This window comes from Pseudobdellovibrionaceae bacterium, assembly GCA_023898385.1.
Taxonomy (GTDB): Bacteria; Bdellovibrionota; Bdellovibrionia; order Bdellovibrionales; family UBA1609.
In genome coordinates this window covers 2,316,069-2,331,142 of record CP060220.1, presented here as the reverse complement: position 1 = coordinate 2,331,142, position 15,074 = coordinate 2,316,069, and the positions used below count along the sequence as shown (strand labels likewise).

10 protein-coding genes are annotated in these 15,074 nt (G+C 46.7%); 7 read left to right on the top strand and 3 right to left on the bottom strand.

The window, feature by feature from the left end:
• The first annotated feature begins 4 nt into the window (after positions 1-4).
• On the top strand, positions 5-1,246 hold the full coding sequence (locus tag H6626_10600; protein ID USN46656.1) for a hypothetical protein: 1,242 nt from the start codon (positions 5-7) through the stop codon (positions 1,244-1,246).
• 60 nt (positions 1,247-1,306) lie between these two features.
• Here the strand turns inward: H6626_10600 and H6626_10595 are convergent, their stop codons facing one another.
• A complete protein-coding gene (locus tag H6626_10595; protein ID USN46655.1) occupies positions 1,307-1,891 on the bottom strand; it encodes a regulator for granula-associated protein in 585 nt (194 codons plus the stop codon).
• Between the two features lie 390 nt (positions 1,892-2,281).
• Here H6626_10595 and H6626_10590 point away from each other — a divergent pair, with 390 nt between their 5' ends.
• The 6 genes from H6626_10590 to H6626_10565 all read left to right on the top strand — a co-directional run bounded on the left by H6626_10590 (position 2,282) and on the right by H6626_10565 (position 12,925).
• A complete protein-coding gene (locus H6626_10590; GenBank protein USN46654.1) occupies positions 2,282-4,144 on the top strand; it encodes a DUF2225 domain-containing protein in 1,863 nt (620 codons plus the stop codon).
• Positions 4,145-4,160: 16 nt separating this feature from the next.
• Positions 4,161-4,757: a hypothetical protein gene (locus tag H6626_10585; GenBank protein USN46653.1), complete on the top strand. Its 597-nt coding sequence runs from the start codon at positions 4,161-4,163 to the stop codon at positions 4,755-4,757.
• 196 nt (positions 4,758-4,953) lie between these two features.
• On the top strand, positions 4,954-7,041 hold the full coding sequence (locus tag H6626_10580) for a serine protein kinase (protein ID USN46652.1): 2,088 nt from the start codon (positions 4,954-4,956) through the stop codon (positions 7,039-7,041).
• A 10-nt stretch (positions 7,042-7,051) separates the two neighbouring features.
• Positions 7,052-8,152, top strand: a complete 1,101-nt coding sequence (locus H6626_10575) for a DUF444 family protein (protein ID USN46651.1) — start codon at positions 7,052-7,054, stop codon at positions 8,150-8,152.
• A gap of 1 nt (position 8,153) precedes the next feature.
• Complete coding sequence (locus H6626_10570; GenBank protein USN46650.1) at positions 8,154-9,704, top strand: SpoVR family protein; 1,551 nt, start codon at positions 8,154-8,156, stop codon at positions 9,702-9,704.
• Positions 9,705-9,868: 164 nt separating this feature from the next.
• Positions 9,869-12,925, top strand: a complete 3,057-nt coding sequence (locus H6626_10565) for a hypothetical protein (protein USN46649.1) — start codon at positions 9,869-9,871, stop codon at positions 12,923-12,925.
• A gap of 126 nt (positions 12,926-13,051) precedes the next feature.
• On the opposite strand, the gene H6626_10560 is transcribed toward H6626_10565, so the two are convergent.
• Both H6626_10560 and glnA read right to left on the bottom strand, forming a co-directional pair.
• The gene (locus tag H6626_10560) at positions 13,052-13,429 is read right to left on the bottom strand and encodes a glycine cleavage system protein H (GenBank protein USN46648.1); all 378 of its coding nucleotides are present in this window, start codon (positions 13,427-13,429) and stop codon (positions 13,052-13,054) included.
• Positions 13,430-13,520: 91 nt separating this feature from the next.
• A complete protein-coding gene (gene glnA / locus H6626_10555; GenBank protein ID USN46647.1) occupies positions 13,521-14,936 on the bottom strand; it encodes a type I glutamate--ammonia ligase in 1,416 nt (471 codons plus the stop codon).
• Positions 14,937-15,074 lie beyond the last annotated feature (138 nt).

The following is a 15,074-nucleotide window of genomic DNA, read 5'->3' as shown; positions in this document are numbered from 1 at the left end:
GTAAATGCCGATCAGAAGCCTATTATTAGCCCTTGTTCTGGTAAGCACGGCCGGCTGCGCGACTTACCAGGGCAAAGTGTTCCAAGCCCGTCAGCTTTTGCAGGCGGGAAACCCCACGCAAGCCGCTGAAATGCTTAAACCTCTGGCTTTAGAAGAGGGCAAAGATCAATTGGTTTACCTTTTTGATTATGCCACGGCCCTTCAGGAGTCAGGCCAACTCAAAGAAAGCAACGACGCTTTTTTGTTGGCCGATAAGCTAACCGAGTGGAAAGACTATCATAGTATATCCAAGCAGGCCACATCGCTGCTTTTTGCTGAAGAGATGACTCAATACAAGGGCGATGATTATGAAAAGGTACTGATTAACGCCATGTTGGCTCTGAATTTTTTAGAGTTAAAAGATTACGATTCAGCATTAGTTGAGACTCGACGGATTAACGAGAAGATCGACTATTTTCGACGGGAAGGGAAGAAATCCTACTCCCGAAGTGTATTTGCTGTTTACCTAGGTGCATTGATTTGGGAACACAATCGCGATTGGGATGATGCCTACATTGCATTTAGCGATGCCTATAAAATTGATCCCACCATACCTTACCTAAAGGAAGATCTTGTGCTGGCGGCCCGCAGAGCCCATCGGTCAGATGCGGCAAAAAAATGGCAGACGGAGTTCGGGGTTTCCCCACCCCAGCCCAAAAATAATTATGGCGAACTGGTGTTGATTTACCTTCAAGGATGGGGGCCGAGAAAGTACCCGCGTCCGGATTCACCAAGATTTCCTTATTTGCGACCGGTGTATTCATACACTCAACAAGCCAAGTTGCTCGCTAAGCCCACGAACAATAACGGTAAAGGGGCCTACGAGGAGCACAGTCAGGTGATCTACGATATCGAGCACGTGGCCATCAGGACCCTTGAGGACGACTATGCCGCTTTGGTGGCAAAACGGATGGCGGGAATTGTAGCTAAAGAAGTGGCGGCTCATCAGTTACGCCAAAACGACCAGGCATTGGGAGACATTGCAGCGATCATCATGCATGCTTCTGATCGCGCCGATTTAAGGCAGTGGTCCACTTTGCCTCAAACATTTCAGGTAGCAAAAATCAAACTGCCGGCCGGAAAATACTCTGTTGAGGTGCAGGGGCTAGGTACTAGGCAAAAGCCAACGGGCGAAGCCATGGCACCCACTGAAGTTAGCATTCTACCAAAAAGAAAAGCGTTTGTGCTTTGGCGAAGCTTTCGTTAGCGCATAAAAAAACCCCAGCCGATGGGCTAGGGTTTTTTAAACCGAGATCTTTTAAAAATCTTAGTTGTTTAAGCTTTTATTTGAGCTAGGTAGATCCGGAGTGATTTCTGGAGCTCCTAGAGTCGAAGTGCTGGCCGTATTTGTGGCCGCATTAGCCGCTGTGGCCACGCGCTCTTCAAGAGTTTGCTTAATATCGTCAAACGAAGGCTTAGCCGCTTCAACAACAGCTTCAGTCGTCACTTCGCGTTGAGCTTGAGCGGCTTGTTTCTCTGCATAATCAGCAGGAAAAGCACCAAGCTTAGCTAAGTATTTAGAAATACTGCCGTTTCCATATTGAATGATTTCTCTCAAAGTGAATAGGGGCGCGTATTGTGCAGCCTTCTTTTCTGCTTCAAAGATAATCTGAGTCAACGTGGCTGCTGTGATGTCGTTTTTGGTTTTGTTGTCGATAACCATCACTTCTTCGTTGTTGCGGATCATTTTAGCGATGTCGTCCAACGTCACATAACAGCTTTGTTGAGTGTCGTAGAGCTTTCGGTTTTGATACCGCTTGATGATCTTTGTTCGTGCGCCTGTTTTGTTCGTAACAGTAGTTTCTTGGTTCACCAGACTGCCTCCCTCTGGAATTTTCCCCTGATTTAACATATTTTGTGCCGCTTCGCTTATGTTTGTGGGCGGCGTAACCACCTGAAATCACAAGTGTTTTCAGGAACTTACAAATTGCCAAGGTCAAGACTGACCGTATCAATTGGCGCGACCATAGCCTCGGGCGTCACGGCTTGTCAAGCCCTCTATCTGCGCTTTCCTAATAATTTCAACGACAAAAGACGCTCCGCAATATCCGCTGAATAGACCTCTGGGAGGGCCAGACCGGTTAATTGATGCCTTCAACAAAACACCTTAGCTGAGTCTCTAACTGGGCCAAAAGTCTAGAAAAAACCAAAACTCGCGAGAAATTGCCGGCCCCCATTCAAGGTTCCACTGGCATTGGCCGATGAAAAACCAAGCAAAAGGCGCATGAATTAAGGAGTCTTGGTGATATCGGCCGGTAAAAATAAAATCTCATTGATGCTCAGCAGTTTGGCCATCTCCTATGCTTTATCGGGATGTGCCTCCGTGTTGAAGCCGGGCGGAGACTCACTTTATCCCGAAAGCGCTCTTCACAATCCCAATCCCGCACCCCCATCTATGTCACCACCTGACGCCTCTGGCAAATCGGGAGAGGTCATCGATGGTACTCACGTTCGAAGCGAAGCAGACTATCATTTTTCAATGGGTGAAGCTTACAGCCTTGATGGAAACACAGAAAAAGCCATTGCGGAGTTTAAGCTCACTACGGTTTACGACCCAAAATCGGTGATCGTGAGAAAGCGTCTGGCCGAGGAGTACGTTAAAATCGGACTTTTTAGCGAAGCCATTGAGCAGGCCGAGTTGGCTCTCAAAGTAGATGCAAAAAACACGGAAACCCGGCTTCTTTTGGGGCAACTCTACACCTCACTAGAAATGGATCAAAAAGCGCTCGATCAATACGAAATCGTTTTGCAGCAAGACCCCAACAATTTGCAGGCGCCCATTTTTATTGGCGAAACACTGGCCAATCAAAAAAGATTTGATGAGGCCGAAAAAGCCTTTCAGAAAATTATTAATCATCCGGATATGCAAAATGCCCATCTGATTTACTACTACCTAGGTGGTATTCGTTTGCGCCAACAAGGGGAAGATAATTTAAAACGGGCGGAACAAGCGTTCAGCAAAGGCCTAGAAATTAAACCTGATGCTGAAGAGCTGGTGATGGCTTTAAGCCACGTGTATAACCAACAAAACAAAGACAAAGCGGCCTACGACTTGGTTCGATCCTATCAAGATAAGTTCGGACCAAAGAGAAATGCCGCGGCATTTTTGGCCCGTCACTACATCGAAAAAGAAGACTATGAAAACGCCCAAAAGCAGCTGGAGATCCAAGAAAGCTTTGAGGCCGATGATCTCAATATAAAGATGCAAATTGCATTGATCCAAATTGAAAAGAAAGATTTTGGTCCGGCCATTGACCGACTAGAAGAAATCATCGCGATGGCTCCAGATTCAGACAAGATCCGTTTTTACTTAGCCGCAGTCTATGAAGAGGTTAAAAACTATAAATTAGCCATCCGTCACTATTCTCAAATTCGGTCGACGAGCGACTACTTTGCCGACTCGGTGATTCATATTGCCTACATGTATAAAGAGCAAAACGACGTGAGCAAAGCCACTGAGGTGGTAGAAAATGCCGTCAAGCTTCGAAATGATCTTCCTCAACTGTATTCGTTTTACGCCACCTTACTGGATACACAAAAAGAATACGGAAAAGCCGTGACCATGCTCAATGGTGCTGTAGAGAAGTTTCCATCAGACAGCCAATTGCGATTTTTTCTGGGGTCTATGTACGATCGTATGGGCAATAAAGAGCGCACCATTGAAGAGATGCGAAAGGTTCTAGATATTGACGCAGAACATGTGCAGGCGCTGAACTATCTTGCTTATACCTATGCGGATTTGGGAATACACCTTGATCAAGCTGAAGAACTGGTGCGTCGTGCCCTGACATTGAAGCCAGATGACGGTTATATACTAGATACCTTGGGTTGGGTTTTGTACAAGCAAGGCCAAACTCAAGAGGCCATCAAATACCTAGAGGCGGCATACAAGCATAAATCCTCTGAAAGTGTTGTGGCTGAGCATCTGGGAGATGCCTATTATCGCTTTGAGCTTACTGAAAAAGCAAAAAGCATGTATATAAAGGCGGCTGAAGTTGAATTGGATAGCGACAAGAAAAATAAAATCGAAGAAAAAATCAGCGTTATTGAGCAAGAAGAAAGCTATAAGCGCCGACCCGCATCGCAAAGCCCGGCAAAAAAATAGTTGGCCGGTGGGCCTAGTGTTCACAGCCCTTGTTGTGTCGGCCTGTCAAACCACACCAAAAAACTATGAGTCAGTTGAGCAGGGCACGTGGCAAACCAAAGTCTTGGTTCAAGACAAAGTCAAAAAAAAATCATTTATAGTTAACGTTGAGTTTAAAGCCCAAGCTCATCGTGGTTTGCGAATGGACGTGTTTTCACCCTTGGGCACTCATGAAGCCAGCCTTGTATTAAATGGCGATAAGGTGGATTACATTCTTGTTGACCAAAGGCAGGCCTTTTCTGGGTTGGCCACGGATCAATCATTAAAGCCTGTGATCTCAGTGCCCGTGCATCCCAAGGTGCTTGAAAGTGTGCTCTTTGACCATCCCATTGAAAAATCAGGCTGGACTTGTGATCGAGATCCAGAAGGTTTTCTAAACGAATGCAGAAACGGCGAATCTAACCTGGTTGTGCGTTGGCGAGATCGTATGGCTCACAGAAAAAACATTTTTATCGATCACCCGGCGGCCGAGGTGCAGATTCGCGTGTTAGAGTTTGATTCGAAAATAGAAAACCCCAAAAAAGCATTTAGCCTTTCTGTGCCTTCGTCTTTTAAGCGCCATAAGATAAATTAATTTACTAACCAAAATATGTTGAATCTCGTCTCAAATTGAGAAGGGCCCGGCCCGACTTTGTATGGGGGCCTCGATCAAAGTCTAAGTCATGAACTGTATTTGTGGAAGGCGTGGTCTTCGGGCATAATAAAGAAAGTTTATCCGGCCAAATGGGCTGTGGCGAAAACGGATAAACAGCGACATAAAGGGGGGCAAGATGTCGACGGATTCAACTAGCGGAAAATTATCTACACTTCTTCAAAACTGGCAGACAAAAAGTGGGTACAAAGAACTGACTTGGTCAGGCAGTTTCGATGACTATATTGAAATCGTTAAGTCAAACCCCAAAGTGACGCGAAATGCGTTTCAGCGCATGTACGACATGATCCTTACAAAGGGAACATCAGAGTACACAGACGTAAAAAAACAAATGGTACATTACAAGTTTTTTGAAGATGCTGACAATGCCGGAAAAGACGCGGTGTTTGGTATTGATATTTCGTTAATGAAACTTGTAAATGTTCTTCGGTCAGCCGCCCTTGGCTATGGAACAGAAAAACGCGTGATTCTTCTTCACGGCCCCGTGGGAAGTGCAAAATCAACAATCTGCCGCATGCTAAAAAAAGGAATAGAAGCCTATTCGCGAACAGATGCCGGAGCTTTATACACTTTTGATTGGGTGGATGAAGCTGGCGAACACGAAGATATATTTGGTCGAGGCATACGGGTGTTTCCAAGCCCCATGCATGAAGAGCCTTTGTTGTTGATCCCGGTAGAGCTCCGAGAAGGTCTCACTGAAGAGTTAAACCGAGGCAATACCACCGACTTCAGGGTCAGTATTCAAGGCGAACTTTGCCCGCCGAGCCGATTTATCTTCTCGCAACTTCTGCAGCGCTACAATGGTGACCTCAATCGGGTGTTTCAACATGTGCGAGTGCGTCGTCTTGTATTAAGCGAAGCTGACCGCATTGGTATTGGTACCTTCCAGCCAAAAGATGAAAAAAACCAAGACAGCACAGAACTCACTGGCGACCTCAATTATCGAAAGATTGCCGAATACGGTTCAGATTCTGATCCCAGGGCGTTTAACTTTGATGGAGAGTTTAATGTTGCAAACCGAGGAATGATTGAATTTGTTGAGGTACTCAAACTAGACGTGGCTTTTTTATATGACCTTTTGGGAGCTTCGCAAGAACATCGGGTCAAGCCAAAGAAATTTGCTCAAACCTTTATCGACGAAGTTATTATCGGCCACACAAACGAGCCCGAGTTTAGAAAGCTACAAGATAACGAGTTTATGGAGGCGTTAAGAGACCGAACTGTTCGCATTGATATTCCGTACATTACAAAACTTGATTACGAAGAAAGCATTTATAAGAAAGATTTCAACAGTCGCCGTTTGCGGGGAGTAAGCATAGCCCCTCACACGCTTGAGATGGCCAGTATGTGGGCTGTTCTCACTCGATTAGAAAAGCCGAAAAAAGCCAACCTAACACGATTGCAAAAACTGAAGCTGTACAATGGTAAGAGTCTGCCGAATTTTACCGAAGACAACATTAAGGAGCTTCGCAAAGAGGCTAAGCGTGAGGGTCTTGACGGAGTTTCTCCTCGGTATATCCAAGACAAAATTTCAAACGCCATCGTTATGGCTCAACAGTCTAACAATGGTTCGGTGAATCCATTTTTAGTACTCAATGAGCTGGAATCAGGCTTAAAGCATCACTCTTTCTCTGGCGGCGAAGAAATGCGCCAGGATTTTAAAGAACTACTAAATGTGGTTCGCCAAGAATACGAAGAGATTATCAAGGCCGAGGTGCAGCGGGCCATCAGCGCCGATGAAAATGCATTGTCGCGACTGTGCGGTAATTACATCGACAACATAAAGGCCTACACGCAAAAAGAAAAAGTGCGAAATCCGTTTACAGGTAAGGATGAAGAGCCAGATGAAAGACTCATGCGAACTATCGAAGAGAAAATAGATATCCCCGAGTCGCGAAAAGATGATTTCAGAAGAGAAATCATGCACTACATCGGTGCTCTGTCACTGGAGGGCAAAAAGTTTGATTACAAAACAAACGAGCGGTTGCATAAGGCTCTTGAGCGAAAAATGTTCGAAGACCAAAAAGACAGCATTAAGCTAACTTCTTTGGTGTCGTCGGTGATGGACAAAGACACTCAAGAGAAAATCGATATCGTAAAAACACGGTTGATAAAAGAATTTGGATACGACGAAATATCAGCAACAGATGTGTTGCAATATGTGGCCAGTATTTTTGCTCGCGGTGATGTGAAAGACCGCAAATAGAAGTGGAGTTATGGGAAGTATAATAGAAGACCACAGGCGATTTAAAGACATCGTCCGTGGTCGTATTAAACAAAACTTTAAAAAATACGTCACTCACGGCGAAATGGTGGGGCGTCAAGAGAAGGACTTGGTTAAAATACCGATTCCTTCTATTGATATCCCTCGTTTTCGATATGGCCCGAAACAACAAGGTGGCGTGGGCCAAGGTGATGGTCAGCCAGGTGAGGCTATGAACGGGCAGCCGGGCGACGGCCAGGGCGAGGCTGGCAACTCACCAGGGCAACACACCCTTGAAGTGGATGTGACCCTTGATGAGCTTGCTGATATTTTAGGTGAGGAGCTGGCGCTTCCGCGCATTGAACCTCGAGGGAACAAATCAATTGATACGACAAAAATTAAATATTCTGGTCGCGGTCCCGTGGGCCCCAGTAGCTTAAGAATCTTTAAAGAGTCTTACAAAGAGGCATTAAAGCGCGAGATTTCTAGTGGCACATACAATGCTGAAGACCCGATTGTGGTGCCCATCAGGCGAGACCTTCGATTTAGAAGTTTCAAGACCACAGTGAAGCCTCAGTCGAATGCGGTCGTGATTTATATGATGGATGTTTCAGGCTCCATGGGCGATGAACAAAAAGAAATCGTACGCCTTGAGAGCTTTTGGATTAATACCTGGTTGAAAAAAAATTATAAAGGACTTGAGACGCGATTTATTATTCACGATGCCGCGGCAAAAGAGGTCGATGAAAAGACATTTTTCAGCACCAGCGAATCGGGCGGTACCCTCATCAGCTCGGCCTATAAACTGTGTAAAAAAATGATCGAAGAAGAGTATCCAGTGACGGAGTGGAATGTTTATCCATTTCACTTTAGTGACGGCGACAACTGGAGCGGAGAAGACACAAGGCTTTGCATATCAATGCTTAAAGAGTTCTTTTTGCCCCAAGTAAATATGTTTGGTTATGGGCAGGTCGAGAGCAAATACGGCAGTGGTCAGTTTATGAAAGACCTGGAAAAAGCCATGGGAGATGACGATCGAATTGTGCTTAGCAAGATCGAGAGTCGCGATAGAATATTAGACTCAATTAAAGATTTCTTGGGCAAGGGGCGGTAGCGTGGCAAACATTACGCCAGATCTAGAAAAAGCACGGCAGCGCATCTGCAAAATTGCAGAAGATGTGGGTCTTGATTTTTTCGAAACCATCTTCGAACTGGTTAAGTACAATGAGCTCAATGCCATTGCCGCACGCGGCGGTTTTCCGGTACGGTATCCTCACTGGCGTTGGGGTATGGATTATGAACAGCTCTCAAAGGGCTATGAGTACGGTTTGTCAAAAATCTATGAACTAGTGATCAACACCAACCCCTGCTACGCCTATTTGATGGAAGGTAACGAGTTTGTTGATCAGAAGTTAGTGATGGCCCATGTGTACGGCCACTGTGACTTTTTTAAAAATAATCAATGGTTCTCGCAAACAGATCGAAAAATGATCGACACTATGGCCAACCATGCCACACGAATCCGTCGCTATATCGATAGCTATGGAATTGACGTGGTCGAGGACTTTATCGATAAATGTTTAAGTATAGACAATCTTATTGATATTCACGGCACTTACCGCAAAAAGAACCCAAATCTTGAGGAACATAGAGAAGTTCCGCAGTCAGATGAAGAGTCTCAAAAGAATCTATATGTGACTCGCGATTATATGGAAGCGTATCTTAACCCAGAGGCCCCAAAGCGGGAGATGAATCCCAACATGGAAGGCCTTCGAAGGGTGCCTGAGCAGCCCGTGCGGGACGTGATGTCGTTTCTAATTCATCATGCACCGCTGCCGGAGTGGCAACAAGACATTATGTCGATCATACGAGATGAAGCCCTTTATTTTGCCCCGCAAGGGATGACAAAAATTATGAACGAGGGATGGGCCTCTTATTGGCACTCGCGGTTGATGACAGAAAAAATAGCCAATGATGGTGAAATTATAGACTTTGCCGACCGGCATAGCGGAACCATGGCCATGTCGCCAGGCGGGTTTAACCCCTACAAAGTAGGGATAGAGCTATTTCGTGATATCGAGCGTCGGTGGAACATGGGCCAGTTTGGTAAAGAGTGGAATGAATGTACGGATTTAAAAGAACGAAAAAACTGGGATCGGGAGTTGGGTCAAGGCCGAGAAAAAATATTTCAAGTTCGCAGAGACTACAATGACGTAACGTTCATTGATGAGTTTCTCACAGAAGAGTTCTGCGTCAAAAACCGGATGTTCGTATATAGGTTCAATAAAAGGACTGGGCAGTTTGAAGTCGATACCAGAGATTTTCCGCTGATTAAAAAGAAGTTTTTATTTCAGCTTACTAATTTCGGCCAGCCTATTATAAATGTGATCGATGCTAATTTTAGAAACAGAAGCGAGCTATTGTTGGGGCACATATTTGAAGGGATCGAGTTACAGCCGAATTTTCTTGAGGCCACACTAAAGAATGTGCAAGCCATATGGAAGCGCCCCGTAAACTTGGCCACGGTGATGGACGAAGAGGCCCGAATCTTCACATTCGACGGTCGAGAGTTCATAACAACACCATTTAGTGAACTTCCCGTTGGCGAAGGGCAAAAAGACAAGCCCTCTGAAAAAGATAAAAAAGATTTAGCAAAAAAGCCTTAATCCTTGCATGCGGCTCACTAGAAATCTCCCTCAAATGAGCTAGGCTTTGATTTGAAAATATTTGGTTTCACTATGAGACATTTTGAAAACAGATGCTATGTTGCGGCCACGGCAGGTGTTACCCTAAAGAGTGTAATACAGGACGTTTTTTAAAAGAGGTATTTTTGTCTCGTTTTCTAAAGGCTCTTTTTTTGCCGTTGTTGGTAGTGGGCCTCTCAGGTTGCCCAGATGCCGACATCAATGTGGGTTTGTTTGGAAGCCGGTATGAAGGCCCGGTGGCAGCGTCCATTCAGCTTGTTGGTCCTGGCCCGGCAGGCAGTTATGAGGCGGGAGCCGTAATTTCTCCCCTTCAGTTTCAAATATTGGATGAAAATGGTGATCTCCTTGTGGAAGGGCCCGATGCAGAGGCCCGGTATTTGGCGCGCGTCTCGGGTTCGGCGAGTTTATTAAAGGGATCAGCGATGATTTCACCCATAAATGGTCTTTTGGATTACTCCATTTTGGGCGTGTGGGTAGAGTTGGCCGGTGCCGGCTACACAATCAGTATTGAAAAAGAAGACACGCGAAGTGCCGGAGGTACGGGCTTGTTAGTTGCGAGCACGGGAGCTTTTGATGTAGTACCCGCTGCTGCGGACGCTACACAGTCAGATCTTTCAATGGATCAAACTGTGGTTGGCATAGGTGCCCAGGTGACAGCCACATTGGCCGTAAAAGACGCCTACGGAAACCAGCTCACTTCAAGCTCGGGGGTCACTGTATCCATTGACAAAACTTACACTTATTTATCAAGTGGGACTGTCACTGACAACGGCGCCGGGATTTTCGAACGGATTTTTACGGGGGCTAATCCGGGCACGGAAACAGTGGTTGCCGCTGTAAACGGTATGGGCGTGCCAACAAGTTTGAGTGTGGAGGTTGTGGCAGGAGGCGGCGGTGCCACTAAACTGGTTTTCACAAGTGGAGCCACAGACGCCCGGTCGGATGAATGTTTGATTTATACAGTAGAAGTTCAAAATGCCACGAATGTACCGGTCACCGCCCACGGGGGCAAAACGATTGCACTCAGTGACGACGATGGACTTTATGGAGATTTTTATGCCATCGGTGACACCGGCTGTGGGACCGGCGGACAGAATTCGTTGGTCATTCCAGATGGCAATGCATCAGGTCAGTTCAGATACAGAAACCCCAGCTCTCAAAGCAAAACACTTACTGCCCTGTCGGCGCCGCTCACTCAGGCGCAAACGACAGTTTTACTTGGCCCCAATCAAATTGCTATAGAGGGGACTTTGGCCAGTTTTGGTGAAGAGGATTGCAGCGAGATCACCCTACATGTGCAAGACAGCCAAGGTACAGATGCCAACGCCAATGGTGATGTGATGATCAATTTGGGAAGTTCCGGAACCGGTGCCGGAGCCTTCTACAGCGATGTAAATTGCAATACCAGCGATACGCAGGCCATCATCGTCGATGGCACGACCTCAATCACCGTATATTATCAGTCTTTCGCGGTAGGAAGTTTCGACATCACAGCGATCGACCAGGCGGCATCACTCAATTCAGGGTATCGAAACGACGGAAACATGCTTCCTTTTTGCCAGTCAGGCGGGCGTGACTCAAAAACCTTGTACAACGATATCGGTGCGGGAACGCCAGGCAATCCTTATGTGATTTGTACGGTGGCTCAGTTTCAAGACTTAGGCAGCAGCTGTGGTGCTACATCAAATGGTTGTTCAGATAATTACCTATTGCGAGCGGACCTGGATTTTTCTGGCCCCGTGCCGTTAAGCCCCATAGGCAATGTGTCGAATAATTTTACGGGAAGTTTTGATGGCGGCAGCCACAAACTGAAAAGCCTCACGATTAGTCTTCCAACTACTGATTACGTGGGCATTTTTGGTTACCTTGGAGCCGCAGGATATGTACACGACCTCAAAGTTGAAAGTCTTAGTATTCATGGAAATGGATTTGTCGGTGGTCTGGCTGGACGGAGTTACGGTCAGATTGAGAATATCGATGCGACACTTGGCGCGTCAACCGTGATGGCAGATGCGAACTACGCCGGTGGAATTACGGGCCAACAATTCAATCATATGACTAATATTTTTAGTAGTGTCGCTGTTAATGGATCTTCTGTGGGAGGGATTACGGCTATACAGGGAGGAAGTGGTAAAATCCTAACCAACGTTCACAGCAGTGGCACCGTAACCGGTACGGTTTATACAGCGGGATTGGTTGGCCAACTCCAGTCTTCGGCGCAAGTTCGACAAAGCTCTTTTTCAGGGTCAGTGTCTGGCACATCCAATGTGGGGGGATTAGTCGGAGCCACGGGGGCGGGATCGGGTATTCTAGAGAGTTTTTCAACCGGAACCGTGAACGGGAACAATTCAGTAGGCGGCTTGGTAGGATTTTCCTATAATATTTCGACAATTCAAAACAGCTATTCAACTTCACCCGTGGTGGCTATCTCGGGAACAGCGGGCGGTCTGGTAGGAAGCATTAATATTGGCAGCTCGGCTATTTTAAGAAATTATGCCATCGGATCGGTGTCGGGAGCGACTGCTGGTGGTCTTGTGGGGAACGGAGACAATACTCCGGGGAGCTATACGAATAACTATTGGAATCTATCGACAAGTGGACAGGCTAGTGCAATTGGATCGGGCTCAGCAGCCGGCGTCAGTACAGGTCAGGTGGAAGGCCTGACAACATCGCAAATGGCAGCCCAGGGCAGCTTTACCAGTTGGGACTTTTTTAACACTTGGATCATGGTTAACGGCCGCCCTCAGCTGCGAAACAACCCCGAGCCTCCACCCGTGGCCACATGTGGAGGGCCCGCCGTCCTGGATGAGGTGCATTTTGGAGGAATGGTTCTTTGTGCTTACGGAGATGGATCTACAACAGGAGTTAACTATTCAGGTAAGGCCAGCCTATGTGGCAGCGGTTCTCATGTATGTAGTTTTAACGAATATTTCACTAACAGGAATATGGTACCTCAGAAAATGGCATGGATCGCACATACGGGTGATTATTCAGTATCCACTACAGGTAGCGGTGGGGCGTGGTCAACTAACAGTACGGCCTCATGGGGCCCGGTTACTAATACGCAAGCCGCTTATTTTTGCAATGATGGCCCTGGTGGTGGTGGCGGGATTCAAGGGCCCTATTGCAGCTATCACCATGCGGGTCTGAGATCTGAAGGCACCATGTGCTGCCCAGACTAAAAAATGGGCTCCATACATTTCCGCGAAAAAACCCAATAGACAAAAAGTAACTGGTTACACCGCTGAATCACAAACATCAGCAAATGAACTGACGGCATAAAGCAAAATTTCGCAATCGAAATTTTGCTACTCTTCCGTGCGGCCGTCGTCTTCTGCGTTGGCGTCGAGAGACACCATATCGATTTGATCCGGATTATCGGCTTCCACTTTAATCAGCCAGCCCTCGTCCATGGAGTCCTCAAGGATTAACTCGGGGTTTTCAACCACGGTTTCATTCACTTCAATCACTACGCCATCAACGGGACAATAAAGATTCAGCGGGCCGCTGTCGGTTTCAATGTCTCCAAACACTTGGCCAGCCGACACGCTGTCGTTCACGTCAGGTAGGTTGACCGATTGAATTTCGGTGAGCTCTTCCACACCATCTTCGTTAATGCCGATGGTGATTAGCCCATCTTCGACTAACACCCACTCATGACCCATGTATGTGACGATTTCATCCATATCTTTAATCCTAAATAAAAAAGCCTCAGTTCATCTTCACTGACAAACTGAGGCCTTACCGAATTTACCGGCAAAAAGAAACTAGAACTTTCTATAAATCGTAATACAAATAGAACTCATAAGGAGCTGGTCGCTGTTGAAGCGGCAACACTTCTCGTTCCATTTTGTAGTCAATCCAAGTGTTCACAAGGTCTTCTGTAAACACATCACCAGCCAACAAGAACTCATAATCTTGGCGCAAGGCATTAAGCGCTTCATCCAACGTAGCTGGAACTGAAGGCACCTTCGCCGCTTCTTGGGGAGGTAATCCATAAATGTCTTTGTCGAGCGCTTCACCGGGATGAATTTTATTTTGAATTCCATCAATTCCAGCCATCAACAAAGCAGCAAAGGCCAAGTACACGTTAGCACTTGGATCTGGAGTTCTAAATTCGATCCGTTTGGCCTTTGGATTGGCACCCGTATTAGGGATTCGAATCGCCGCAGATCGGTTTTTATAACTATAGGCTAACTTTGTGGGAGCTTCAAAACCCGGCACCAATCGTTTGTAAGAGTTGGTTGAAGAGTTAGTGAAGGCGCAAAGAGCGGGAGCGTGTTTTAAAATTCCGCCGACATAATAAAGAGCTAGCTCGGAGAGGCCGCCGTACTTGTCACCGGCAAAAAGAGGATCGCCGTTTTTCCATAGTGACATGTGCGTGTGCATTCCGGAGCCGTTGTCGCCATAAATGGGCTTGGGCATAAATGTGGCGGACTTGTTATGACGTCGGGCGACGTTTTTAATGATGTACTTAAACCACATCATTTTGTCGGCCATCTCAACCATCGAATCAAATCGAATGTCGATTTCACCCTGGCCAGCTGTGGCCACTTCATGGTGCTGACGCTCTACGGGAATACCGATTTTTTCAAGCTCCAAGCAAATCTCAGTGCGGATATCGTGCAGCGAATCTGCCGGCAACGTGGGAAAGTAACCCTCTTTGTGACGAGGCTTAAACCCAAGGTTGCGCCCACCTTCATCTCGGCCGGTATTCCAGGTGGCCTCTTCAGAGTCCACTTGATAAAAACCACCATAAGCCGTCTGGTCATAGCGTACATCATCGAAAATGAAAAACTCAGCTTCCGGTCCAAAGTAAACCGTGTCAGCAATCCCAGTGGACTCAAGAAAGTTGCGCGCTTTGCGGGCCACTTGCCGAGGGTCACGAGAATAAGGTTCGTTTGTATCCGGAGAAACTACATCGCAAATTAACGACAGGGTGGGAATCTCCATGAAAGGGTCAAGCTTGGCTGTTGTGGCATCCGGAAGCACTTTCATGTCAGAGTCTTCAATACTTTTCCAGCCGCGTATGGAGCTGCCATCAAAGGCCAGTCCTTCAGTGAAGATATCTTCAGTGAGTTCTGATGTGGGAATTGTGAAATGTTGCCACATCCCTGGTAGGTCGATGAACTTAAAGTCCACCATCTTGACGTTGTTCTCGCGAGCGAACTTAATGACCTCGTCGATTTTCATTTTTTGCACCCCTTTGCATTGTGTGTGTTAAAGCCCAAAAAAATATGGTCAAAGCAACCCCTCAACGGCCAGGTGGGTGGGGACCCTGAGTCCACTGAACCTCACGATGTGCATGGCGTATCCGGGTTGCGGCACGAT